17 protein-coding genes are annotated in these 21,919 nt (G+C 65.0%); 10 read left to right on the top strand and 7 right to left on the bottom strand.

The window, feature by feature from the left end; all coding sequences use genetic code 11:
- Positions 1-29: 29 nt before the first annotated feature.
- The 5 genes from LC531_RS07540 to LC531_RS07520 all read right to left on the bottom strand — a co-directional run bounded on the left by LC531_RS07540 (position 30) and on the right by LC531_RS07520 (position 8,283).
- On the bottom strand, positions 30-440 hold the full coding sequence (locus LC531_RS07540; protein WP_223649699.1) for an ExbD/TolR family protein: 411 nt from the start codon (positions 438-440) through the stop codon (positions 30-32).
- Positions 441-543: 103 nt separating this feature from the next.
- Positions 544-1,251 (bottom strand): MotA/TolQ/ExbB proton channel family protein, encoded by a 708-nt coding sequence (locus tag LC531_RS07535; RefSeq protein WP_223649698.1) that lies wholly within the window; start codon positions 1,249-1,251, stop codon positions 544-546.
- A 143-nt stretch (positions 1,252-1,394) separates the two neighbouring features.
- Positions 1,395-3,014, bottom strand: a complete 1,620-nt coding sequence (locus tag LC531_RS07530; protein ID WP_223649697.1) for an HU domain-containing protein — start codon at positions 3,012-3,014, stop codon at positions 1,395-1,397.
- Between the two features lie 130 nt (positions 3,015-3,144).
- Positions 3,145-4,896, bottom strand: coding sequence for a TonB-dependent receptor (locus LC531_RS07525; RefSeq protein ID WP_223649696.1), 1,752 nt, complete (start codon positions 4,894-4,896; stop codon positions 3,145-3,147).
- A 186-nt stretch (positions 4,897-5,082) separates the two neighbouring features.
- Positions 5,083-8,283: a tetratricopeptide repeat protein gene (locus LC531_RS07520; RefSeq protein ID WP_223649695.1), complete on the bottom strand. Its 3,201-nt coding sequence runs from the start codon at positions 8,281-8,283 to the stop codon at positions 5,083-5,085.
- A 371-nt stretch (positions 8,284-8,654) separates the two neighbouring features.
- Between LC531_RS07520 and LC531_RS07515 the strand changes: the two genes are divergently transcribed.
- Positions 8,655-10,976, top strand: a complete 2,322-nt coding sequence (locus LC531_RS07515; RefSeq protein ID WP_223649694.1) for an RCC1 domain-containing protein — start codon at positions 8,655-8,657, stop codon at positions 10,974-10,976.
- An 82-nt stretch (positions 10,977-11,058) separates the two neighbouring features.
- Here the strand turns inward: LC531_RS07515 and LC531_RS07510 are convergent, their stop codons facing one another.
- A complete protein-coding gene (locus tag LC531_RS07510; RefSeq protein ID WP_223649693.1) occupies positions 11,059-11,979 on the bottom strand; it encodes a helix-turn-helix transcriptional regulator in 921 nt (306 codons plus the stop codon).
- A 101-nt stretch (positions 11,980-12,080) separates the two neighbouring features.
- On the opposite strand from LC531_RS07510, the gene LC531_RS07505 reads away from it, so the two are divergent.
- Genes LC531_RS07505 through LC531_RS07490 form a run of 4 tightly spaced genes read left to right on the top strand, consistent with a single transcriptional unit; the run spans position 12,081 to position 15,144 of the window.
- Positions 12,081-13,013 (top strand): helix-turn-helix domain-containing protein, encoded by a 933-nt coding sequence (locus LC531_RS07505; protein ID WP_223649692.1) that lies wholly within the window; start codon positions 12,081-12,083, stop codon positions 13,011-13,013.
- A 9-nt stretch (positions 13,014-13,022) separates the two neighbouring features.
- Entirely contained in the window at positions 13,023-13,760 is a 738-nt protein-coding gene (locus LC531_RS07500; RefSeq protein ID WP_223649691.1) for an SDR family oxidoreductase, read from the top strand.
- Between the two features lie 19 nt (positions 13,761-13,779).
- The gene (locus LC531_RS07495; protein WP_223649690.1) at positions 13,780-14,655 is read left to right on the top strand and encodes an NAD(P)H-binding protein; all 876 of its coding nucleotides are present in this window, start codon (positions 13,780-13,782) and stop codon (positions 14,653-14,655) included.
- 48 nt (positions 14,656-14,703) lie between these two features.
- Complete coding sequence (locus LC531_RS07490) at positions 14,704-15,144, top strand: luciferase domain-containing protein (RefSeq protein WP_223649689.1); 441 nt, start codon at positions 14,704-14,706, stop codon at positions 15,142-15,144.
- Between the two features lie 66 nt (positions 15,145-15,210).
- Here the strand turns inward: LC531_RS07490 and LC531_RS07485 are convergent, their stop codons facing one another.
- Positions 15,211-16,071, bottom strand: coding sequence for an aldo/keto reductase (locus tag LC531_RS07485; RefSeq protein ID WP_223649688.1), 861 nt, complete (start codon positions 16,069-16,071; stop codon positions 15,211-15,213).
- Between the two features lie 229 nt (positions 16,072-16,300).
- Here LC531_RS07485 and LC531_RS07480 point away from each other — a divergent pair, with 229 nt between their 5' ends.
- The 5 genes from LC531_RS07480 to LC531_RS07460 all read left to right on the top strand — a co-directional run bounded on the left by LC531_RS07480 (position 16,301) and on the right by LC531_RS07460 (position 21,873).
- Positions 16,301-17,263, top strand: coding sequence for an ATP-binding cassette domain-containing protein (locus LC531_RS07480; protein ID WP_223649687.1), 963 nt, complete (start codon positions 16,301-16,303; stop codon positions 17,261-17,263).
- Positions 17,264-17,348: 85 nt separating this feature from the next.
- Complete coding sequence (locus tag LC531_RS07475) at positions 17,349-17,999, top strand: CatA-like O-acetyltransferase (protein WP_223649686.1); 651 nt, start codon at positions 17,349-17,351, stop codon at positions 17,997-17,999.
- 68 nt (positions 18,000-18,067) lie between these two features.
- Entirely contained in the window at positions 18,068-19,639 is a 1,572-nt protein-coding gene (locus LC531_RS07470) for an ABC transporter permease/substrate-binding protein (protein ID WP_223649685.1), read from the top strand.
- 196 nt (positions 19,640-19,835) lie between these two features.
- The gene (locus tag LC531_RS07465) at positions 19,836-21,182 is read left to right on the top strand and encodes an MFS transporter (RefSeq protein ID WP_223649684.1); all 1,347 of its coding nucleotides are present in this window, start codon (positions 19,836-19,838) and stop codon (positions 21,180-21,182) included.
- A 100-nt stretch (positions 21,183-21,282) separates the two neighbouring features.
- On the top strand, positions 21,283-21,873 hold the full coding sequence (locus LC531_RS07460) for an HdeD family acid-resistance protein (protein WP_223649683.1): 591 nt from the start codon (positions 21,283-21,285) through the stop codon (positions 21,871-21,873).
- Positions 21,874-21,919 lie beyond the last annotated feature (46 nt).

The following is a 21,919-nucleotide window of genomic DNA, read 5'->3' as shown; positions in this document are numbered from 1 at the left end:
GTTCTCTTTAATTCCGTCTTCCATCAAATTTACCGTTGCGCCTGCGTTGCCATTACCATCTTCATTTTCAGACGGTTGCCGATTTCGAGCACGTCTACCAGCTTCTGCACGTTCAGGCCGGAGTCTACGCGCAGCACCACGGTGGGCTGGTTTTCGGGGGTAGTGCTGGCGGGCAGCAGGGCGCGCAGCTCGGGCTCCAGGGTGGTGGCGGTCACGGGCTTTTTGTTCACGAAGTACTCGCCCGCCGCGTTGATGCTCACCGTGATGGGCTGCTTCATTACCTGCTTGCTGCTTTTGGCATTGGGCAATAAGAGCTTGATAACGTTGGGGTTAACCATCGTGGACACAATCAGGAAGAACAGCATCAGGAAGAACATGATGTCGTTCATCGAGCTGGTCTCGACGTGGGAAGAGGCGTGGCGGCGGCGGGAGAGGTTCACTTTTTGAATTATAAATTAAAAGTTATGAATTAAAAATTGACCGTCTGGCTGAGCTGTAATGCCGCAACCTGAGGGGCAATTTTTAATTTTTAATTCATAATTTTTAATTATCCTGAAGGATATCCATAAACTCGATGGCCGAGTTTTCCATGCGAAATACCATGCGCTCGACCAGGATGCTGAGCCAGTGGTAGCCGATGTGGGCGATGATGCCCACGATGAGGCCGGCGGCCGAGGTCACCATCTTGGTGTAGAGGCCGCCCGCAATCTGGGTGATGCCGAACTCGCCGCTACTGCTGATGGCATAGAAGATTTTGATAACCCCGATGATGGTGCCCACGAAGCCCAGCATGGGCGCGATGCCGGCAATAATGCCCAGGATGCTGATGTTTTTTTCGAGGCGGGCAATCTCGATTTTACCCACGTTTTCGACGCTGGCCTCAATCTCGGTGATGGGCAGGCCAATGCGGCGCAGGCCCTTTTCGACCATGCGGGCCAGCGGCGAGGGGTTTTGGGCGCAGTAGAGCTTGGCCCCCTGCAAGTCGCCCTGCACCATGAGGGCTCGGATGCCGGTCATGAACGACTCGGGCTCGCCCCCGGCGCGGCGAATGGTAAGGTACCGCTCGGCGATGATATAAATCGAGACGAGCAGCAGCAGCACGATGGGGAGCATTATCCAGCCGCCCTTCAGCAGCAGGTCCACCAGCGAGAGGCCGGGGGCGGCGTTGGCCAGCGCGTTGGCGTGCGCGGCGGCCGTATCGGTGGCAATAGACGTAACGGGGGGAGCGGCTTGCAGCAGGAAAACGGACATTCAGCGGAAGGAGAGTAAGGAGTTAAAAGCGATGAGTTAAGAGGGAAGAATTAGGAAGTAAGAATTGGTAGAACTGCCGCGCCTTAACGGGCTGTTTTTTAATTCTTACCTTTTAACTCTTTCCTCTTAACTCAATTCTTAACTTAATAAGGAAAGACCGTGAGGCCCTGGTCGGCGTGGGGGGTTTTGCGCAGCTGCGAGGCCGCGAACTGCGCCATCGGCCGGTCGGCATAGTCGGCGGCCGAGAGGCGGAAGAAGCGCGTGCCGGGGTAGGGCACAATAATCTTGGCCCCGGCGTGGCCGGTAAGCAGCAGGTTGCGCAGGCCCTGTTGAGCGTGCGCCAGAGAGTTATAAGCACCTACCACCACGTAGTAACGGCCGGTGCGGGTATTAATTGTGGCCGCCGTAGCTGCCGCCGGGGCTACGGCTTTCGCTACCGGTACTTTAGCGGGCGTGGCAGCGGCGGCTTTCGCTAGTGGCGCGGCGGGCTTAGCGGCGGGATGCGCGGCGGGCTTAGTAACTACCGGATGCGCTACCGGCGCAGCGACGACCTTGGCGGTAACCGGGGTGGTGGTGGCGGCCTCCGGGGTCGGCGCGGGCTTAGGAACCGCGGGGGCCGCGTGGAGCGCCGCGTAGGAGGTGGCGAGGGCAGGGGTAGCCGCCGTGCGCTGAGCCATCGGCACGGGGCGGGCAATATTGCTTTCATTGGCCACGGCGATGGCGGCAGCGGCGGGCAGCTTGCGCTTGCCGCGGGGCCGTGCCACAATGGGGCTCGGCAGGGCGTTAGGCTGGGCCAGCAGGGCATCTACCGGGTCGGCGGCACGAGGCGCGGGGTGCACCGTGGCGACTGGTGTGGGGTCGGCGGGCGCAGAAATCACCGCGGCGGGGGTAGCGTGGGCGGGCGCGGCTTTTACAATTTTAGCGGGGGCCGCCTGCTTGGGCGCTGCCTGAGCCGGCGCGACCTGGACCGCTTCGGGGGGGGTAGGCTCCGGGTCGGTATCCCAGGTGCTCGCCGCGGTGGGCTCCGGGGCCAGCGCTACCGGCTCCGGCTCCGGGGCCGCCGCCACGGGGGTGGGGGCGGTGAAGCTGGGCTGGGCCAGCGCCGCCTGCTGCGCAGCTACTGGCTGGTTGGCCTGCTCCCAGCGGGGCAGGTGGCTTTGCCAGGCGGCGGGCAGGGTTTCGGGGTGCAGATTGAGGAGGTAGAGGCCGGCTACGGCCAGGCCGGCCAGCAGGCCGATGGCCGCGCCCGGCACCACGCGCCGCAGCTGCCAGCCGCGGCTGGCCGAGCGCAGGCGCGGAGCCAGCTGGGCCTGCTGCTCACGGGCCACGCGGGCATCGGTGGCGCGCACGGGGTGAGCTGTCAATTCAGGCAGGCCGAAGGCGGCGGGCAGCAGGTTTTCGGTGCCGGTGTACTCGAACTGGAGGCCGCGGCCGGCCAGCTGCCGAAACACGCCGATACCCGGCAGCTCGGTGCGCTGCCGGGCCGCCAGCTCGTGGGTGAGGGTGGCCACGGCCTGGCGCAGGGCCTCGCGGGCGGCGGCGGCCGTCAGGCCCAGGTACTGCGCCAGGGCATCTACCAGCAGGCCGTCGTTGCGGGTCAGGGCCTGGTTGAAGGCCACTGGGCGACTCGGCGGGCTCAGCTGGTGCCGGGTGCCGGGCTGCACGCGGGCCGGCGTGGTTTCGGCCACCAGGGCCCCGAAATCCGGGATTATCACGCAGTCGTGGTCGCGGAGCAGGGGGCGTAGGTGGTCGGCTAAATTCATGGCGGCAAGCTAATCTAATGAGGGCGGGCAGGGCGAAAAGCCGAAAGTTACTAACCGAAGCCGGACTACCCGCTACCCTATTGGCAGTGAGCGGCTAAACTCCAGTTTTATCTTTTCAGGCTGCTACTTCTTAGAACGAGTACGTGAGGCCGCCAATCGCGTTAATACCCTGGCTCTGGTAGTTCAGGTAGCGCTGGTAGTGGCGGTTGGCGAGGTTATTTCCCATTGCAAAGATGCTGAATTTTGGCGTAATGCGGTAATCCGCCCGCAGGCTTAAGTCCACGACGGCGTTAGTTTGGCCCGCGTTTATACTAAAAGCTGGGTCCCGGTTTACGTGAATTACGCCGTAATTAGGCGAGTAATAATAGAGGGTAGCCCCCAGAAGCAATTTGTTGGAGGCGTTATAAGTACCGTAGAGCGTACCAATGAAAGCTGGTCGGCCAAAAGCGTATTCTAATGATTTAACACTATACTTGTTATAATCAGCTTTAAGACCTACCCGCACCTTTTCGGCAGCACTATAGAGCGCCTCAGTGTGTAGGCTGAATACGCCGATGGCCGACTCATCATACACGAGGTCGAATTTAGAGAGGTCGTCGAGGTTGTTGCGGTAGAAATATAGGTTTTTAGTGCGGCTATAAGTGGCGCGGGCGGCCAACTCCAGCCCGCTGACCGGGGCGGCCGTGAAGCCGGCGTACACGGTGGGGCCGGCGTGGGTATCGGCCAGGGTTTGGCTGGGGGCCAGCCAGGGATTTTCCTGGCTCAAGTCGTAGCGCGTAACACGCTGGATGGCTCCGCCCAGCCCAGCGTAGAGTTGAAATTTTTCGGGCACCACCGCGTAGCCGACCCGCACGGCGGGGTTAAGCTGGCTCTTGCTGACGTGGTTTAGCGTATCGCTGGAGTAGCCATACGTCAGCCCTAGCGTCAGGCTAAGGCCGGTTTTACTGCGCAGCTCGTAGGCGGGCGTTACCTGGAAGAAATTACGCTTGCGGGTCGCGGTGCTGATTAAGCCGCCGAAAGTAGCGGGCTGCTGGTCGGAGATAAACGAGCCCTGCGCATCCACGGTAAGCCGGCTGGTTTCGCTCAGCGCGTAGCCGACCTTGCCATCGAGCAGCAGGTTATTCTCGCTCACGTCGTAGTGGTCGCCGAAGTGCCGGAACCCTACCCCCACCTCGTAGGTCAGCGGCGCGTCGGGGGCGCGGTTGCGGGCGTAGGCCCGCGCCCCAAAGCGATTGAATGACTGCCGGATAGCAGCCTGGTCGGGGCTCACGGCGAGCCGGGCGGCATCGTAGCCGTAGAAGTGGTACACGTCGTGGGCGTAGTTCAGCTCCGCGCCCACGGCGGCGGTGCCCAGGTAGTACTCGCCGGTGAGGGCGGCGCTGGTCTGGCTCGCGCCCGAGTTCTGGCCATCCACCGGGCCAGTGCGCGAGCTGTTGTGGCGCACGTCGAGGCCGTAGCTATACTGGCTGTTGCGCACCGCGTGCAGGTGGGCACGGCCATACACCGAGCCGTAATTCCCTACCCCCAGCTTGAGGTAGTTGCCGGTGAGGGGCTCCAGCTCTTCCTGCGCCACCGTAAGCACCTGCACCGAGGGGCTGAGGCGGGTGGCCGGCAGCCGAAAATCGGGGTAGGTGTAGGTGAGCTGCCGGGTGGGCTTGGGCGGCGGCGCGAGCCGGATTTTCTCGAAGTTGCGGGTGGCTTCGGGCAGGGTGTTCACCCGGTCCTTCACCACCTCAATCTCGGCATCCTGGATGGTACCGCGCGGCCGGCCCTTACCGGGCTGGCTCTGCGCCTGCGCGCCCAACGCCAGCCCACTCAGGCCGGCGGCCAGCAGTAATCGAGGGGTAGTAAAGCTTGATTTTATCACCTGTAAACGTTTCATTAAGCGAAGTTTATACCAGCGGGCTACTAACTGAGTGAGTTGATAACGCTTGTCATTGCGTGAAGCCGTTTGTCATTGCGAGCGTAGCGCGGCAATCTTTCCTGGTCGTTCGCTTCATCAGATTACTAACCCAACGATTAGGAAAGATTGCAGCGCTGCACTCGCAATGACAAATGGGTTTCTCACTTATTTAACTGGCTTGCGCACGGGCGCTTTAGGGGGGGTAGGCTTGGCGGGCGCGGCGGGGGTAGGCTTAGCAGGCGCGGCAGCCTTGCCCTTAGCCGGAGCCGCCGGGGCTGCCGCGTCGCCATCAGCGGGCAGGGCCTTGAGGCGCTGGCGGGCGGCCTCCACGATTTCCTGCACCGGAAATTTATTGTCAATCACCGAGTTCAACGTGGCGCGGGCCTGGAAGAAATCGCGCTGGGCCGAGTAGACATCGGCCAGCAGCAAAAAGGCCCGGCCCTGCCAGAGGGGGTAGGCCCCGTAGTTGGAATTCACTTTAAAGGCTTCCGTGATGGCCTCATCATATTTCTGCTGCTTGAAGAGCACTGCCGCCAGCGTGTACTGGGCTTCGGCCCCGGTCACGTCGCTGGGGGCGGCGGCCACGGCGGCCGTCAGCTCAGTGGCCGCCTGGTCGAGGCTGCCAAGCTGGAAATCGGCCTTGCCCTGGTAGAGCAGGGCGGTGTTGGTGGCGCTGGCCGTGGCCCCGGCCAGGCCGCTGAGGTCGGTGGCGGCGGCGCGGGCCTTGGCGTAGTCGCCGCTCTCGTAATAAGCGCGCAGCAGGCCCAGCGTGGCGGTGGCCACCTCGCGGCGGTTACTAGAGGCCTGCCGCAGCCGGTCGTAGTACTTGATGGCCTCGGGGTAGTTTTTGTTCTCTAGTTCGAGGTCGGCCACCCGGCCCACGGCGCGGGTCACGAACTCGCTTTTGTTCTCGGCCACCACGGCTTTGAGCAGGGGTAGGGCCTTGGCCGGGTCGCCGGTTTTGAAGTACGAGTCGGCCAGGATGAAGCGGGCGTCCGGGGCCAGGGCGTTGTCGGGGTACTGCTGCAAATAAGCCTGCACCCGCAGCAGCGCCTGGGCGTATTTCTCGGCCAGGTACAGCGACTTAGCCGCCTCAAACTCGACGCTTTCCGTAGCCTTGCTGTTGGGGTTCTGGGCCTTGAAATTGGCCAGCGCCTGGTCAAACTCCTCGTTGCGACCCAGCGCGGCCAGGCTTTCCTGCAAGTTGGAGAGGGCCGGCTGCGCGGCGGGGCTGCGGGGGTAATCGGTCAGTACTTTCTGGAAATCGAGCACGGCCTTGTCCTGCTGCTCCAGGTTGGCGTAGGCCACGCCGCGGCGCTGGTAGGCATCGGGCAAGAGGCTGGAGGTGGGCCGGTTCTGGATGAGGCGGGTGAAGCCCTCGGCCGCCGGGCCGTAGTCGCCGGCCTGAAACGCCAGCTGGGCCTGCTGAAACACGGCCTGCTCGGCGTAGCGCGAATCGGGGCTGCTCTGGAGCAGCGCGGCCAGGGCCTGCTTGGCCTCGTCGGGGCGATTTAGCAAACCCAGCGTCAGGCCCTTCTGGTACGCGGCGTAGTCCTTGTCGGGCGCGTTGGCCTGAATCACCTTGTCGTACTGCGCCAGGGCTGAGTTGTAATCCTTGGCCACGTAGTAGGTATCGCCCAGACGCAGCGTCGCATCATAATAGTTTGGTTCCGAAGGCTTCGCGGCCGGGTCATTCAAGTACGCCTGGAACTGCAGCTGGGCCTTGGCGTACTGCTTGGTGTTGTAATACGCGTAGCCCAGACCGTAGCGGGCCAGCTGCACGTACTGCGTTTCCTCGTCGCTCACGCCGCCCTGCCGGGCCGAGCGCGCGGCGGCGGCGTAGGCCGCGATGGCCTCGGGGTACTGCTGACCCACGGAGTAGATTTCGCCGCGCAGCACCTGGGCGGCGGCGCGCAGGGCGTCATCCTGCGGGTAGCGCAACGACTTATCGAGCAGCGGCAGGGCCTGCGAGTAGTCGTTGGCGTTATACAAGGTCGCGGCCTGGGCGTAGGCCACGCGCTGGTAGGTGCCGTTGAGGGTCGCGCCGCGGTCGCTACCCAGCCCTTCCAGGTAGGTCAGGGCTTGCTGGTAGTCGGTGCTTGATAAAAAAGCATCGCTCAGCAGCTGGTCCACCACGGGCTGGCTGGCCGAGCGCGGGTACTTGCGCCGGAAGTCGCGCAGGGCCGCAATTACCTCGGGCTGGTTGCCCAGCTCGTACTCCACCTGGGCGTACTTCACGGTGGCGTTCTCGGCCAGCTTCTGCTGAATGGTGCTCTGGCGGGCGGCGTCGAAGGCGGCCAGGGCCTGGGTTTTCTGGCCGGCCTGCAAGTAGCTCAGTCCGAGGTGGTAGGCCGCGTTCTGGCCCAGCGAGTCGCGGCGGCCGGCCACAGCCCGCAGGTTGGTAATGGCGCCGGGGTAGTCGCCCTCCTTGTAATCCGCAAAGCCAATTTTATACTGCAAATCAGGCTCAATCTTACCCTTGTGCGCCGTGGCGTACCGGCCAAAGTAGGTGCCGGCTTCCTTATAGTTCTGCTTCTGGTAATACGCATCGCCGGTCAGCAGCTCGATTTCGTCGGCGCTCTGGGGCGGCGGGGTTTGCTTCAGGGCCGTGGTAGCGTAGGCAATGAGGCCGTCGTAGTCGCCTTCCTTGTAGTAAATCTGGGTCATCACGGCCGGCACTACCCCCCGGTAGGCGTCGTTCTCGGCGGCGGTGGTCAGGTCGCGCCGGGCAGCGGCGTATTCGCCGGCCCGGAAGGCCAGGTAGCCCGCGTAGTAAGCACTGGCGTAGCGGTAGGGGCTGCTTTCCTGCTTGTTGCGGTCAAACAGCGGCCGGGCCTTGTCGTAGTCTTTGAGCTGAAAATAGCTGTAGGCCAGCTTAAAATCGGACTCCGCGCGCTGAGCGGCGCTGAGATTGACCGGGGCCACCCGCTGAAAATACGTGCTGGCCTGGGCGTAGTTCTGCTGGTCGAAGTAGAACTTGGCCAGCTCAAAATACGCCACGGCCGCCCGCGGGTGGGCCGGGTGGTGCTCGGCAAACGCCAGCATCAGCCCCTCGGCATCGGGGTGCAGCAGGTAGAGGCCGCTCACGGCGTAGTAGTACTCGGCATCGGCCAGGCGCTCCTGCCGGCCCGTGATGGCGGCCGGCCCGCTCTGCTCGCCCACGCGGGGCGGGGCGGCCTGCTGGTAGCGCCGCATGGCCTGCTGGGTGGCGCCGTACTGCTTTTTATCAAACAGGTCGAGCCCTTCCTGGTAGTAGCGCTCGGCGGCGGTGTTGGTTTGGGTGAGCTGGGCGTGGGCGAGCCGGGGCGCGGCGGCGGCCGCAAGCAGCAGGGCGGCGGCCAGCGTCAGCCGGGGGGGTAGCGTCATGGGCGAAAGAGCGGCGGTTCGGTGGGTGGGCGCGCCAGCCAGGGGCGGGTCCGGTTGCAGTCAAAAGTAGGGCGCAAATGCGGATGGGGGCCTTTGCGCGCCGGGCGGGGGGTAGGGAACGCGGGCCGGGGCGGGTTTGGTACGTGGGGGCGAGCCGTTGAGCAAGCAACCTCTTTAATTAGCGCTAAAGCAACTTACTCCGTTACCTTTGGAAAGTCCTCCAGAAACTCTCCTCAGTCATTTTTTTCATTTGATGCTACTCCCTACTTTTTTTCGCCCGTGGCTGCTGCTGCTGCTTGGGCTCCTGACCACTACGGTGCAAGCCCAGCGCTTGGCGGCCGGCCGCGACTTCAACCTCAGCATCCACACCGATGGCACGCTGTGGGCCTGGGGGGGCAAACGGCTCCGGGCAGCTGGGCCTGGGCAATCAGCAGTACCAGACCACCCCCCGGCGGGTTGGTTCCGATGCCGACTGGCAGCAGGTATGGGCGGGCCTCGACCACACGCTGGCACTTAAAAAGGACGGTAGTCTCTGGGCCTGGGGCGGCAACAGCGCCGGCCAGCTCGGCACCGACTCGCTGGCTACCCAGCGGCTCACGCCTCAGCGGGTGGGTACTGACACCTGGCGCAGCGCCAGCGCGGGTGCTTTCTTTACGGTGGCCGTGCGCCAGGATGGCACCCTGTGGGCTTGGGGCAGCAATAGCAGTAGTCAGCTCGGCACGAGCACCAAGAATTTATTTAATTATGTACCTATCCAGGTTAGCGCGGCCACCAACTGGGCCAGCCTGAGCGCCGGCGAGAGCTATGCCCTGGCGCTGCGCACGGATGGCACCCTGTGGGCCTGGGGCGATAATGGCAGCGGCCAGCTTGGCTTGGGCACCATCATCACCAGTCAGCCCATCCCCGTGCGGGTGGGCACCGCCGCCTGGCAAAGCGTGGCGGCTGGCCAGGAACATACGCTGGCCATCCGCGCCGATGGGACGCTCTGGGCCTGGGGTAGCAATCGAGACGGTGAGCTGGGGCTGGGCACCACTACCCAGCCGACCAGTCCCGCCCAGGTAGGCACCGCTACTACCTGGGTCAGCATTAGCGCTGGCTACAATTTTTCGCTGGGGCTGCGCCAGGATGGCACCCTGTGGGCCTGGGGCAATAACCGCTGGGGGCAGTTGGGCCTGGGCACCACTACGCAGCAAAACAGCCCGGCGCGGGTAGGCACCGCCACCTGGGCCAGCGTGGCGGCCGGCTACGCGCAGGTCGTCGCGTTGCACCCGGATAATTCCTGCTGGGCCTGGGGTGGCAATTATATTGGCCAGGCGGGCACCGGCACCGGCGGCCCCCAGCTGCTGCCGGCCCAAATTAATTCGGTACCCACCTGGCAAGCCGTGGCAGTGAGCTATCAGCAGGCATTGGGCCTCCGCACCGATGGCACCCTCTGGGCCTGGGGCGCGAATAGCAACGGCCAACTCGGCACCGGCGACGACCCCGACCACTACCTGCCCACCCCCGTAAGCGGCCCCGCTACCACTTGGCAAAGCGTGACGACCGCCGGCTCCGCAACGCTGGCTATTCGCACCGATGGCAGCCTCTGGGCCTGGGGGCCGAATGGCTCCGGCCAGCTCGGCACCGGGGCCAGTTTGCTCTACGGCACTACCACGCCCGTGCGGGTGGGCACGGCGGCTAACTGGCGCAGCGTGTCGGCCAGCTCCGGCCACGTGCTGGCCATTCGCACCGACGGGACCCTCTGGGCCTGGGGTAGCAATAGCTTCGGCCAGCTGGGCATTGGCACGGCCAGTTTCATGCCCGAAACCAGCCCCGTGCAGGTAGGCACGGCCACTACCTGGCAAAGCGTCAGCGCCAGCGTTTTTCACAGCGTAGCCCTGCGCACCGATGGGACGCTCTGGAGCTGGGGCAGCAGAATGAATGGCGTGTTGGGCGACGGCTCTAGCAATATTAACCCCCAACTCACGCCGGCCCAGGCAGGCACGGCCGCTAATTGGGCCAGCGTGTCGGCCAATGTGAGTCACAACCTGGCCCTGCGCACGGACGGCACGCTCTGGGCCTGGGGCGAGAACTCCGACGGGAAACTGGGCCTGGCTAGTACCGCTGGTTATCTGAATACCCCGGCGCAGGTGGGCACGGCCACCACCTGGGCCAGCGTGAGTGCCGGCCCCAACGGCTCCCTGGCGCTACGCACGGATGGCACCCTCTGGGTGTGGGGAAATAACTCTTATGGAGGTCTGGGCCTGGGGGCTGTCAATCAGCAAGATGCGCCCGTCCAGCGAGGCTCGGACACTTGGCTGAGCGGTGGCCTGGGCACTAACTACGGGGCCGGTATCCGAACCGATGGGAGCCTCTGGACTTGGGGCTATAACAATTTCGGCCAGCTTGGCAACGGCTTGCTTAACCTTACCACGCCCGGCTACGTGCTCAATGGCGGCGGCGCTCCCCTGGCTACCTCTCCCGCCGCCCCTACCCCCGCCTGGCAGCTCGCCCCTAACCCCTCCCACGGCACGGTGCAGCTCCTGGGCCTGCCCGCCGGCCTCGTAGCCGCGCAGCTATTTGATAACCAGGGCCGGCTGGTGCGCACCGTCCCTACCCCTACCATCGGGCTCGAAGGGCTGGCCCCCGGCCTCTACCTGTTGCGGGCCACGGCGGGCGCAACTACCCGCACCCTGCGCCTGGCAGTGGAATAGAGCGGGGCGTTATCCATCCTAAAAAAAGCGGCGGCCAGCATCTGGCCGCCGCTTTTTTGGTAAAGCCCCCTACCCCCACCCGCTAGGCCGACTGCCGGAATTCAGCCGGCGTGAGCCCGATTTTATCCTTGAACAAGCGGCTGAAGTACGACGGGTGCTCGAAGCCCAGGTGAAAGGCGGTTTCGCGGATGCTCCAGGACGTGCTCAGCAGCAGCTGCTTGGCTTTTTCGAGCAGCGCGGCGTGCAGGTGCTGCTGCGCGTTCTGGCCGGTGTGGGCGCGCAGCACCTCGCCCAGGTAGGCGGGCGACACGTGCAGGGCCTCGGCAAAGTGCTGCACGCTGGGTAGGGGCTGCTCGGCGGCGCGGTCCAGGTAGGCGGCCAGCAGCTCCTCAAAGCGGCTGAGCAGGTCGGGGCCGGTGGCCGGCGACGCGGGAAACTGCCGGTGGTAGGCCCGGCGGGCATGTTGAAGCAGCACGTCGAGCTGCGTGCTCAGCAGCTCCTGGCTGAAAGCGTCGGCGGGCTGCTCGCTTTCTTGCCGCAGGCTGGTCACAGCGGTGGTTAGTAGCTGCTCCTCGGCGGCCGAGAGAGCCAGGGCCTGCTGCACGCGGTAGGCGAAAAACGGGTAATTGCCCGGAAACGGACCGGGGGGGCGGCGGGCCAGCAAATCGGGGTGAAACGCGACCAGCCAACCCTGCGGCGCGGCCGGCGCGGGGGCCTCGGCCGCCGGGCAAAACCGCACGGGCTGGCCGGGCGCGAAAAAGCCCAGGGAGCCTTCCCGGTAGTCGTACTGCTGCTGCCCATAGGGAAGCTGACCGTGAAAATGCCGCTTCAATATAATGAGGTAAAGGTGGCGCAGGGCGGGCTTATGCGGAAAGTCGGCCACCGGGTACTGCGCCAAATCAATAACGGCCAGCAGCGGGTGGGTAGGCACGGCAAAGCCGTAGTGCCGCGTAAAATCGGCGACGGTATCCAGGACGGCGAAGGGAGTAGCGGCAGGTTTCATCGTGCGCGGATAAGCCGGAAAGCCCCTGCCTTGTTTGCGGCCGGGCAAACCCTCCACTTACGCCGTAGTTGTAGGAGCAACCTCTCCCCTACTTCTTGCTCATGCCCACGCTCCTTCGGCAGCCGCCGGTCCCTACCCACCCCTTTGAGCCCGACGCGGCGGCGGGCCTCGGGGCCTTCACGCTGGCCCGCTACGAAGGAAGCCTGAGCTACGAGGCCGACGTACTGCTACCGCACCGCAAGGCGTACTACATGCTCATATTCGTGCGACACAGCCAAGGCCGACACTGGGTGGATGGGCGGCCCTACGACCGGCAGGACAACCACCTGTATTTCAGCACGCCGGGCCAGGTGCTAGTGAAGGAAGAGCCGACGCCGTTCTGGGGCACCCGCCTCACGTTTACCAGCGAGCTGCTGGCCCTGGAGCAACACGCGGCCCTGCGCCAGCTGCCCCTCATCGCCAACCCGCAAAATGAGCACGCGCTGCGCCTGGACGCGGCCGACACGGCGCTGGTAGACGAGCAGCTGGCCCGGCTGGCCGCCGAGTACCACCGCCCCGGCCCGTGGCAGCTGCCCCTGCTGAGTGCCCACCTCACGGTGCTGCTCACGTACCTGAGCCGGCTCTACACGGAGCAGTTTCCGGCCGCCGTGCCCTCGGCCGATAAGCTGCTGCTCCGCGCCTACCAGGCCCGGATTGAAGCGTGTTTCCGCGAGCAGCACGAGCTAGGCGCGTATGCGGCGCAGCTGCACCTCTCGGCGGGGCACCTGAGCGAGGTGGTGAAGGCGCAGAGCGGCAAGCCGGCCATCAAGCACCTGCACGAGCGCCTGGTGCTGGAAGCCCGCCGCCTGCTGGTATACACCCCGCTCTCGCACAAGGAAATAGCCTTCGACCTGGGCTTTGCCGAGCCGTCTTATTTCAGCCGCTTCTTTAAGCGCGAAACCGGCCTGTCGCCGGCGCAGTACCGCCGGCGCAGCCGCGAAATGTACCAGACAGACCGGGAAATGGATACCAGCAGCGCTCCTTACGCCCGGTAATTTTGCCTGATGAAAAAAGCCCTCATCACGGGTGCCAATAAAAGCATTGGCCTCGAAACCGCCCGGCAACTCTTACGCCTCGGCTACTACGTGTACCTGGGCAGCCGCGACCTGCCAAACGGCCAGCGGGCCGCCGACCAGCTCCGGGCCGAAGGGCTCGACCAGGTAGAACCCCTCCAGCTGGACGTAACGGACCACGCCTCCATCGCGGCCGCCCGGCAGGCGCTGGGCCAGCGCACCGACGTGCTGGACGTACTCATCAACAACGCCGGCATCAGCGGCGGGATGTCGCAGCCGCCCCTCGGCACCGATGTGCAGGTTATTCGGGAGGTATTTGAAACCAACGTGTTTGGGGTGGTAGCAGTCACGCAGGCGTTTATCGACCTGCTGCGGGCCGCGCCGGAGCCCCGGATTGTCAACGTCACCTCGGGCCTGGGCTCGCTGACGCTGCACCATGACCCTTCGTGGAAATATTACGCCGTGAAGGGAGCCGCTTACGTACCCTCCAAAGCGGCCCTGAATGCCTACACCATTATGCTGGCCTACGAGCTGCGCGACACGCCCTTCAAAGTGAACGCCGTGGACCCCGGCTACACCGCCACCGACTTCAACCACCACAGCGGCCCCGGCAGCGTGGAGGCCGCCGCCGCCCGCGTGGTGAAGGCTGCCCTGCTCGGCCCCGACGGCCCCACTAGCCAGTTTTTCAGTGATGATAATGCCCCCGAAACGGGCATCAGCCCCTGGTAGTCTCTTCTTCAAAATACTCATGAAAATTATCCTCACCGGCTCCCTGGGCCACATCAGCCAGCCGCTGGCCCGCACGCTCGTAGGGCAGGGCCACGCGGTTACGGTTATCAGCAACAGCCCCGACCGGCGGGCCGCCATCGAGGCGTTGGGAGCCACGGCCGCCATCGGCTCGGTAGCTGACGCGGGCTTTCTGGCTACCACCTTCGCCGGGGCCGATGCCGTGTACGCGATGATACCGCCCAACCTGGCCACGCCCGACGTGCTGGCCTACTACCAGGGGGTAGGCCGCAGCTACGCCCAGGCCATCGGGCAGGCCGGGGTGGGCCGGGTAGTGCATCTCAGCAGCTGGGGGGCCGACCTCGACCACGGCACCGGCCCCATTCTGGGCTCGCACCTGGTCGAAGGCCTGTTGAATGAGCTGCCCGGCGTGGCCCTCACGCACTTGCGGCCCGGCTCGTTCTACTACAACCTCTACGGCTTCGCGGGCCTGATAAAGCACCAGGGTATCATCGGCTCGAACTACGGCGGCGACGACGTGGTGGTGCTGTCGGCCCCCGCCGACATTGCCGCCGCCGCCGCCCAGGAGCTGACGGCCCCCACCGGCCCGCCCGTGCGCTACCTGGCCAGCGACGTGCGCACCTGCACCGAAATCGCGCGGGCCCTGGGTACCGCCATCGGCCGCCCCGAGCTGCCGTGGCTCACTTTCAGCAACGAGCAGACCCAGCAGGGCCTGGAGCAAAACGGTATCCCGGCCAGCGTAGCCGCGTTGCTGGTTGAGATAGGAGCCAGCATTCACCACGACTCCATGCGGCAGGGCTACCTGCAAAACCCACCTTCGGCCCTGGGCCAGGTGAAAGTAGCCGATTTCGCCCGCGAGTTTGCGGCGGCGTTTTAGGCCCCGCCGCGTTGTATATTTCCTACCCCTTCGCTTTTCCCCCTGCCCATGACCCTTGCTGAAAAAGGCCCCCTGGCCCCGGTGCCCACGCTGGGCGCGCTACTCGAACCCATTTCCCAGGCCGTGCAGGGATGGCCCGGCATCGTGGCCGCCACGCACTGGGACTTATTTCGGGTGGGTGAAAAGGTGGACGGGGCCGATTTTTACGTCGGCGACCATGAGTTGGGCCACCTGCACCTCGACGGCGAGGCGCACCTGGCCACCAGCCCGGCGCTGGGGCGGGCGCTGGTATCCCACGGCCTGGCCCGGCCGCTGCGCTGGGGCGGCGCGGCCTACCGGGGCTGGACGGAGTTCAGCATCCGCACCGCCGCCGACGCGGCGCACGCCACCTGGCTCTTCCAGTTGAACTACCAGCGCCTGCAAGGCCGCCCCGAAGCCGAGCTAGTGGCGGAAATAGCCAGCCGCCACCCAGCGCAGGCGGCCGCCTAAGCGGCCGGGGGTGAAGACTGGATTAAAACGTAAAAGGCGGTTTCACAAGAAATCGCCTTTTACGTTTTAGCCCAGCGCGTTCAGCTCCTGCACATCCTCAGCGGTGAGCCGCACAGCGGCCGCGCGCATATTCTCTTCCAGATGCGCCATGCTGGCCGTGCCCGGAATGGGCATGATGTTGGGCGCGTGGTGCAGCAGCCAGCTCAGGGCCAGCTGCCGCGCCGACACCTGGTGCCGCGCCGCTACCTGCTCCACGTGGTTCATATCTTGCACCAGGCCCCCGCCGATGGGAAACCACGGAATAAAGGCAATGCTCTGCGCCCGGCAGTAGTCCAGCACGGGCTCGTGCTCGCGGTCGAAGAGGCTGTAACGGTTCTGCACCGAGGCCACCGGGAAGTGCTGCTGCGCCAGCTTAATATCATCCACCGATACTTCTGACAAGCCCAGGTGCCGCACCAGGCCCTGCTGCCGGGCCTCGGCCAGAAAAGTAAACGTGCGCTCGGCGGGCACGCGGGGGTCAATGCGGTGCAGCTGGTAAAGGTCGAACTGCTCCCGCCGGAGGCGGCGCAGGCTGCCGTGCAGGGCCTCGCTCAGGTGCTGCGGCGTGCCGTCGAGCAGCACGCCCTCGCGGCCGGGGCCGAAGCTCACGGCCCCGCCCTTGGTGCCAATCACCAGCCCGGCGGCGTAGGGATGCAGGGCCTCAGCAATCAGCTCTTCCGACACGAAGGGGCCGTACATGTCGGCCGTGTCAATAAAATTGACGCCCAGCTCTACCACCCGGCGCAGCAGCGCGAGCATGGCCGGGCGGTCGGTGGGCGGCCCAAAAATGCCGGGGCCGGTCAGGCGCATCGCGCCAAAGCCCAGGCGGTTGACGGGCAAGTCGCCGCCTAGTAAAAAAGTGGTGGCTGTTGACAATTCGTTGTCCATGAGAAAAATATGCTGAATGAGGAGCCGCCGCCCGGACGGGTAGCGGACAGTGCAAAGGTCCGAAACCCAGCCGCCGGCCGCGTGCCACGAATTCCGGTTTGTGTGCCACAAATCGCAGGACTGACCCGCTAAAGCAGTTTGACCGCCTGGCCCATCTCAGGGTAGGGAGTGGGGACAAGCCCCGCTCCCTACCCTGAGATGGGCCGTACCTTGCCTTGCCTTTGCCCCGATGCCCGCCCCTACCCCCCCGCCCGCCCTGCGCGTCGCGCACCTCACCAAGCGCTACGGCGCGCAAGTAATCCTAGACGACCTGAGCTTTGAGGTGGCCGAGGGCGAAACGCTGGTGCTGCTCGGGCCCAGCGGCTGCGGCAAAACCACGCTGCTCAAAACGCTGAACCGCCTCATCGAGCCCGACGGCGGCACTATTGAACTCAACGGCCAGGACGTGCGCCAGCAACGCCCGGAAACGCTGCGGCGCGGCATCGGCTACGTCATTCAGCAGGTGGGGCTGCTGCCGCACCTCACTGTGGCCCAAAACGTGGGGCTGGTGCCCGGCCTGCTGGGCCGCCCGCCCGCCGAAACCGCCGCCCGCACCACCGCCCTGCTGGAGCGCCTGCACCTGCCGGCCGCCCGCTTTGGGTCCCTGCTGCCGGCCCAGCTCTCGGGCGGGCAGGCCCAGCGCGTGGGCCTGGCCCGCGCCCTGGCCGCCGACCCGCCCGTGATTTTGCTCGATGAGCCCTTCGGTGCGCTCGACCCCATTACCCGCGCCGCCGTGCGCCGCGACTTCCGGGAGCTGGACGAGCTGCGCCGCAAAACAATGGTGCTCGTGACCCACGACGTGCCGGAAGCCTTCGAGCTGGCCGACCGCATTTTGTTATTAAATGAAGGCCGCATTCAGCAGCTGGGGCCACCCCGCGAGCTGCTGCGCCAGCCGGCTAGCGGCTTCGTGCGGCGCTTCTTCGAGGCCGAGCGCCTGGGCCTGGAGCTGCGCGTGACTACGCTGGCCGATATTCAACCCTACCTCCCCGCCACCGGCCCCGCCCCAGCCGCCCCTACCCTACCCCTCACCACCAGCGTGCACGAAGCCCTGGCGGCGCTGGCCGCCGGCCCCGCCGAGCGCCGGCTCGCCGATACTACGATTCCGCTCACGCGGGAAACGCTGCTGGTCGCCTTTGGCCGCAGCCTGGGGTAGTTTTGAAGGAGAAATGAGGAATTGAAAAATTCTATCGTCTGGTTTTTAATTCCTTATTTCTCATTTCTCATTCTTAATTCCCTTCATGAAGCAGCTTATTGACCTGGCGACGTGGCCCCGCCGCGAGCATTTCGAGTTTTTTACCCAGTTTGAGGAGCCTTTTTTCGGGCTGGTGGCCGAAGTGGATTGTACGCTGGCCCAGGCGGATGCCAAGCGGCTGGGGGTGCCGTTTTTCCTCTATTATCTCTACCAGGCGCTGGCGGCGGCCAACGCGGTGGCGGCGTTTCGCCTGCGCATCGAGGACGGACAGGTGTATTGCTACGACCAGGTGCACGCCTCGGCTACCATCGGCCGGCCCGACCACACGTTTGGCTTTTCGTTTTTAGAATTTCAGCCCACGCTAATGGAGTTTGTAACCGCCGCGCAGCCCGAAATCGCGGTCGTGCAGGCGGCCGGCGGCCTGGGCCTCAACGAACGCACCGCCCGGCCCGACGTGCTGCACTGCTCGGCTATTCCGTGGGTGCGCTTCACAGGCCTTACCCACGCCCGCAGCTTCCGGGTACCCGACAGCGCCCCCAAAATCTCCTTCGGCCAAGTGTATGCCGATGGCGCAGCCCGACGCATGGCCGTGAGCGTGAACGTGCACCACGCCCTGGCCGATGGCTACCACGTGGGCTTGTTTCTGGAGCACTTCCAGCAGCGGCTGGGCGCGCAGGGAGTTGAGAATGACAAGTGACGAAAGAACGGTCATGCTTCCTTCGTCAGCATGACCATTCTTTCGTCACTTGTCATTAATCAATAATCATGCACCTTCTCACCGACCTTTTCGCCTTTTGGCACGCGCAGGCGGGCAAGCTGGGGCAACAAACGCTTCAGCACGTGGCCCTGACGGCGGCGGCGCTGGGGCTGGGCGTGGCCGTGAGTCTGCCGCTGGGCATCTGGCTCACGCGGCACCGGCGCTGGCAAACGCCGGTGCTGGGCGTGGCCGGCGTGCTGCAAACCGTGCCCAGCATCGCGCTGCTGGGCTTTTTGATTCCGTGGCTGGGCATTGGGGCCGCGCCGGCCATTCTGGCGCTGCTGCTGTACTCGCTGCTGCCCATTATCCGCAACACGGTGGCCGGCATCGAGGGCGTGCCGCCGACCGTGGTGGAGGCGGCGCGGGGCCTGGGCTTCACCGATGGGCAGGTGCTGCGGCGGGTGCAGCTGCCGCTGGCGCTGCCGGTGCTCATGGCCGGTATTCGCACGGCCACGGTTATTAATGTGGGGGTAGCCACGCTGGCGGCCTACGTGGCGGCGGGCGGGCTGGGTGAGTTCATCTTCGGCGGCATCGCCCTGAATAACCCGGTGATGATACTGGCCGGGGCCATCCCGGCCGCCGGGCTGGCGTTGGCTTTTGATTTCGGCCTGGGTTTATTGGAACGGCTTTCGGCGCGGCACCTGCGGGCGGTGGGCGGCGGGCTGCTGCTGGCCCTACCCCTGCTGGCTGCCGGCTACTGGCTGCCGGCCGCCGCGGGCCGCCTGCGGGCGGGGTTCAGCCCCGAGTTTGTGGGCCGGGCCGACTGCCTGCCGGGCCTCACGGCCGCCTACGGCCTGGCCCATTTGCCGAGCGTGGTGCTGGCCCCCGCCCTGGTCTACGAGGCCGCCCGCGACGGCCACGTGGACGTGATTGACGGCTACTCCACCGACGGGCGCATCCGGGCCTACGGCCTGCGCGTGCTCCGCGACGACCGCCACGCCCTACCCCCCTATTTTGCCGCGCCCGTGCTGCGCCCGCAAGTGCTGCAAGCGCATCCCGAGCTGGGGCCGGTGCTCGACCAGCTCAGCGGTCAGCTCTCCGATTCGGCCATGACCAACCTTAATTATCAGGTTGATTATCTGCATCTGGAGCCTAAAGCAGTGGCCCTGAACTGGCTGCGGCGCAAGGGCTTATATAAAGAACCGCGCCCCCTACCCCCCGGCGCAGCTGCGGTGCGGCTGGGCTCCAAGATTTTTGCCGAGCAATATATTTTAGTGGAAATGTACGCCGCCCTCATCCGGGGGCAAACCGACCTGGCGGTGACTACCAAAACCGGCCTGGGCGGCACCACCATCTGCTTCGAGGCGCTGCGCGGGGGCGAGATTGATATGTACCCGGAGTACACCGGCACCGGCTTGCAGGTGCTGCTGCAGCCCTCGCCGGCCGTGCTCGACTCGCTGGGCGGCCGCCCGGCGGCGGTGTACGGTTACGTGAAAGCCGAGTTTGCCCGCCGCTACGGCCTGGAATGGCGCGCCCCGCTGGGCTTCAACAATGCCTATTGCCTGCTCATGCGGCGGCGGCAGGCCGGGCAGCTGGGCATCGCCAGCATTTCGGACTTGGGCGGGTATCTGGCCCGGTAAGGGGGTAGGGCCAAACATATCGCGTGGTTGCGGCTTTGCCAAACGGTCATGCTCATCTGGCGTCCGCTTGCCGAAGCATCTCTACCGCCCCGTTCGATGAAGCGGTAGAGATGCTTCGGCAAGCGGACGCCAGATGAGCATGACCGTTCCTTTTAATTCTTCTTAACTCTTCCCTTCTAACTTCTACCCTCCCCCTATGCCCGCTACCTCTACCGCGCTGGCCCCTACCCGCCCGCCCTTCACCGAGCGGCGCTACTTGCTCACGTTTTGCTTCGTGGTGTCGCTGTTTATGCTCTGGGGCCTGGGCGTGACGATGAGCGACGTGCTCAACAAGCACGTGCAGCAGGTGCTGCACGTGAGCAAGGCCAACTCGGCCTACGTGCAGGCCGCCACTTTCGGGGCCTACTTCGTAATGGGCCTGCCCGCGGGCTGGTTCATGAAGCGCTTTGGCTACCAGAAGGGCGTGCTCCTGGGCCTGGGCCTGTACGCTACCGGGGCTTTCCTGATGATACCGGCCGCCAATGCGGCCTCGTTCCCATTTTTGCTCGGGGCCCTGTTCGTGCTGGCCTGCGGCCTGGGCACGCTGGAGGCCGTGGCGCACCCGTTTCTGGATGGCCTGGGCGCGCCCGCCAGCTCCGACCGGCGCATCACGTTTTCGCACGCCATTAATGGCATTGGGGCGGTGTCGGGGCCGCTGATTGGGGGCTACTTCATTCTGCGCGGCACCCACGCGGCCGGCGACTTATCCTCGGTGAAGGTGCTCTACACCATTATCGGCACGGTGGTGGGTAGCGTGGGCCTGGCCTTCGCCTTCGTGAAAGTGCCGCAGCTCAACGAAGAGCACACGCCCGAAACGCGCCTGGGCGCGCCGGGCGAGTCGCCCACCAACCTGGCGGCCGACAAGCAGCTGTTCCAGCACAAGCACTTTGTGTGGGCCTGCGTGGCGCAGCTCTTCAACACGGCGGCGCAGGGCGGCACCTGGGCCTATTTTATCAACTACGGCACCGACTACATGGGCCTGAAGCCGGGGCCGGCCATTGAGGGATTCTGGCAGGTGGGCACCCTCTTCAGCCGCACCGTGGGCCTGGTGCCCGGCCTGCCGCACCTCGCCAACGAGGTGGCGGCTTACTTCTTCTCCCTGAGCCTGGTGGGCATGATGCTGGGCCGCTTTCTGGGCACCTACCTCATGCAGTTCATCGCCCCCAACCGGCTGCTGGCCTTCGCCGCGCTGGCCAATATCGGCATGTGCCTCATCGTGGCGCAGCACTGGGGCTGGGTGTCATTCGGGGCGCTCATCGGGCTCAACTTCTTCTTCAGCATCATGTTTCCCACCATTTACAGCCTGGGTCTCAAGGACCTGGGGCGGCATAAGCAGCTGGCTTCGTCGTTCATTGTGATGGGCGTGGTGGGTGCGGCGCTGTTTCCGCGCTTCGTGATGGGGCCGGTGGCCAATGCCAGCGTAGCGCACGCTTATTACCTGCCCATTATCTGCTACGCGGTGGTGTTTCTCTACGGCGCGAAGTTCTACAAAGTGCAGCCGTAAGTGTTGATTGATAATTGAAAAGGGGGGGCGCGCAACGTGTGGCGCACTGGGGCGTACAGTTGGGTAAATAACTCTAGATGAGCCTAATCCTGAACGCGCAATGAATCGCCCTTCCAATTCTCCTACCCCTACCCCACCGCCCAGGCTGGGCATCGCCGCGGCCAACTGGTGGGTTTTTGTCCTAACCGGCCTGCTGCTCATTGGGCTGAGCTTGTGGGCGTTCCGCAATCCCGGCGACGCATTTTTAGGGCTAACCATCTACTTCGCTGCCATCATTCTATTTAATGGGGTTGGCGGCCTCATCTTCGCCATCACCAACCGCGACCACCTGCCCGGCTGGAGCTGGCTGGTAGCCATCGGCATTATAGAAATTGTTTTCGGCTTTTTTCTACTCAATTCGCCCCTGTTCGCGGCCCAGGCGCTGGTCTTCTTCGTGGGCATCTGGCTACTGCTGCGCGGCGGCGCTACCGTCGCCAATGCCTTCGTGCTGCGCCGCCTGGGCTACCGTCACTGGGGCTGGACGCTGGCGCTGGGCCTGCTGGGCTTCGCGCTAGCCGCCCTGGTTCTAGCCGACCCCGCCGTGATGGCTCTTACTGCCACCGTATGGCTGGCGGTGGCCCTGCTGGTGCTGGGCGTGGCCGTGGGCTGGCTGGGTTTGCGCCTGCGCCACGCCGCCCCGGCGAGGGGGTAGGAATTCGCGCAAGGATAAACAGAACTGCCTAGACTCCAGTAAACCC

The organism is Hymenobacter psoromatis (assembly GCF_020012125.1).
GTDB lineage: Bacteria > Bacteroidota > Bacteroidia > Cytophagales > Hymenobacteraceae > Hymenobacter > Hymenobacter psoromatis.
Note: the sequence above shows the minus strand (reverse complement) of the source record. Positions and strands in the feature narration are given on the sequence as shown.

Bases quoted from the DNA above. Each gene is read 5' to 3' on its own strand.
- LC531_RS07535 (WP_223649698.1), bottom strand. From the start codon at position 1,251: ATGTCCGTTTTCCTGCTGCAAGCCGCTCCCCCCGTTACGTCTATTGCC.
- LC531_RS07530 (WP_223649697.1), bottom strand. From the start codon at position 3,014: ATGAATTTAGCCGACCACCTACGCCCCCTGCTCCGCGACCACGACTGC.
- LC531_RS07525 (WP_223649696.1), bottom strand. From the start codon at position 4,896: ATGAAACGTTTACAGGTGATAAAATCAAGCTTTACTACCCCTCGATTA.
- LC531_RS07520 (WP_223649695.1), bottom strand. From the start codon at position 8,283: ATGACGCTACCCCCCCGGCTGACGCTGGCCGCCGCCCTGCTGCTTGCG.
- LC531_RS07515 (WP_223649694.1), top strand. From the start codon at position 8,655: ATGGCACGCTGTGGGCCTGGGGGGGCAAACGGCTCCGGGCAGCTGGGC.
- LC531_RS07510 (WP_223649693.1), bottom strand. From the start codon at position 11,979: ATGAAACCTGCCGCTACTCCCTTCGCCGTCCTGGATACCGTCGCCGAT.
- LC531_RS07505 (WP_223649692.1), top strand. From the start codon at position 12,081: ATGCCCACGCTCCTTCGGCAGCCGCCGGTCCCTACCCACCCCTTTGAG.
- LC531_RS07500 (WP_223649691.1), top strand. From the start codon at position 13,023: ATGAAAAAAGCCCTCATCACGGGTGCCAATAAAAGCATTGGCCTCGAA.
- LC531_RS07495 (WP_223649690.1), top strand. From the start codon at position 13,780: ATGAAAATTATCCTCACCGGCTCCCTGGGCCACATCAGCCAGCCGCTG.
- LC531_RS07490 (WP_223649689.1), top strand. From the start codon at position 14,704: ATGACCCTTGCTGAAAAAGGCCCCCTGGCCCCGGTGCCCACGCTGGGC.
- LC531_RS07485 (WP_223649688.1), bottom strand. From the start codon at position 16,071: ATGGACAACGAATTGTCAACAGCCACCACTTTTTTACTAGGCGGCGAC.
- LC531_RS07480 (WP_223649687.1), top strand. From the start codon at position 16,301: ATGCCCGCCCCTACCCCCCCGCCCGCCCTGCGCGTCGCGCACCTCACC.
- LC531_RS07475 (WP_223649686.1), top strand. From the start codon at position 17,349: ATGAAGCAGCTTATTGACCTGGCGACGTGGCCCCGCCGCGAGCATTTC.
- LC531_RS07470 (WP_223649685.1), top strand. From the start codon at position 18,068: ATGCACCTTCTCACCGACCTTTTCGCCTTTTGGCACGCGCAGGCGGGC.
- LC531_RS07465 (WP_223649684.1), top strand. From the start codon at position 19,836: ATGCCCGCTACCTCTACCGCGCTGGCCCCTACCCGCCCGCCCTTCACC.
- LC531_RS07460 (WP_223649683.1), top strand. From the start codon at position 21,283: ATGAATCGCCCTTCCAATTCTCCTACCCCTACCCCACCGCCCAGGCTG.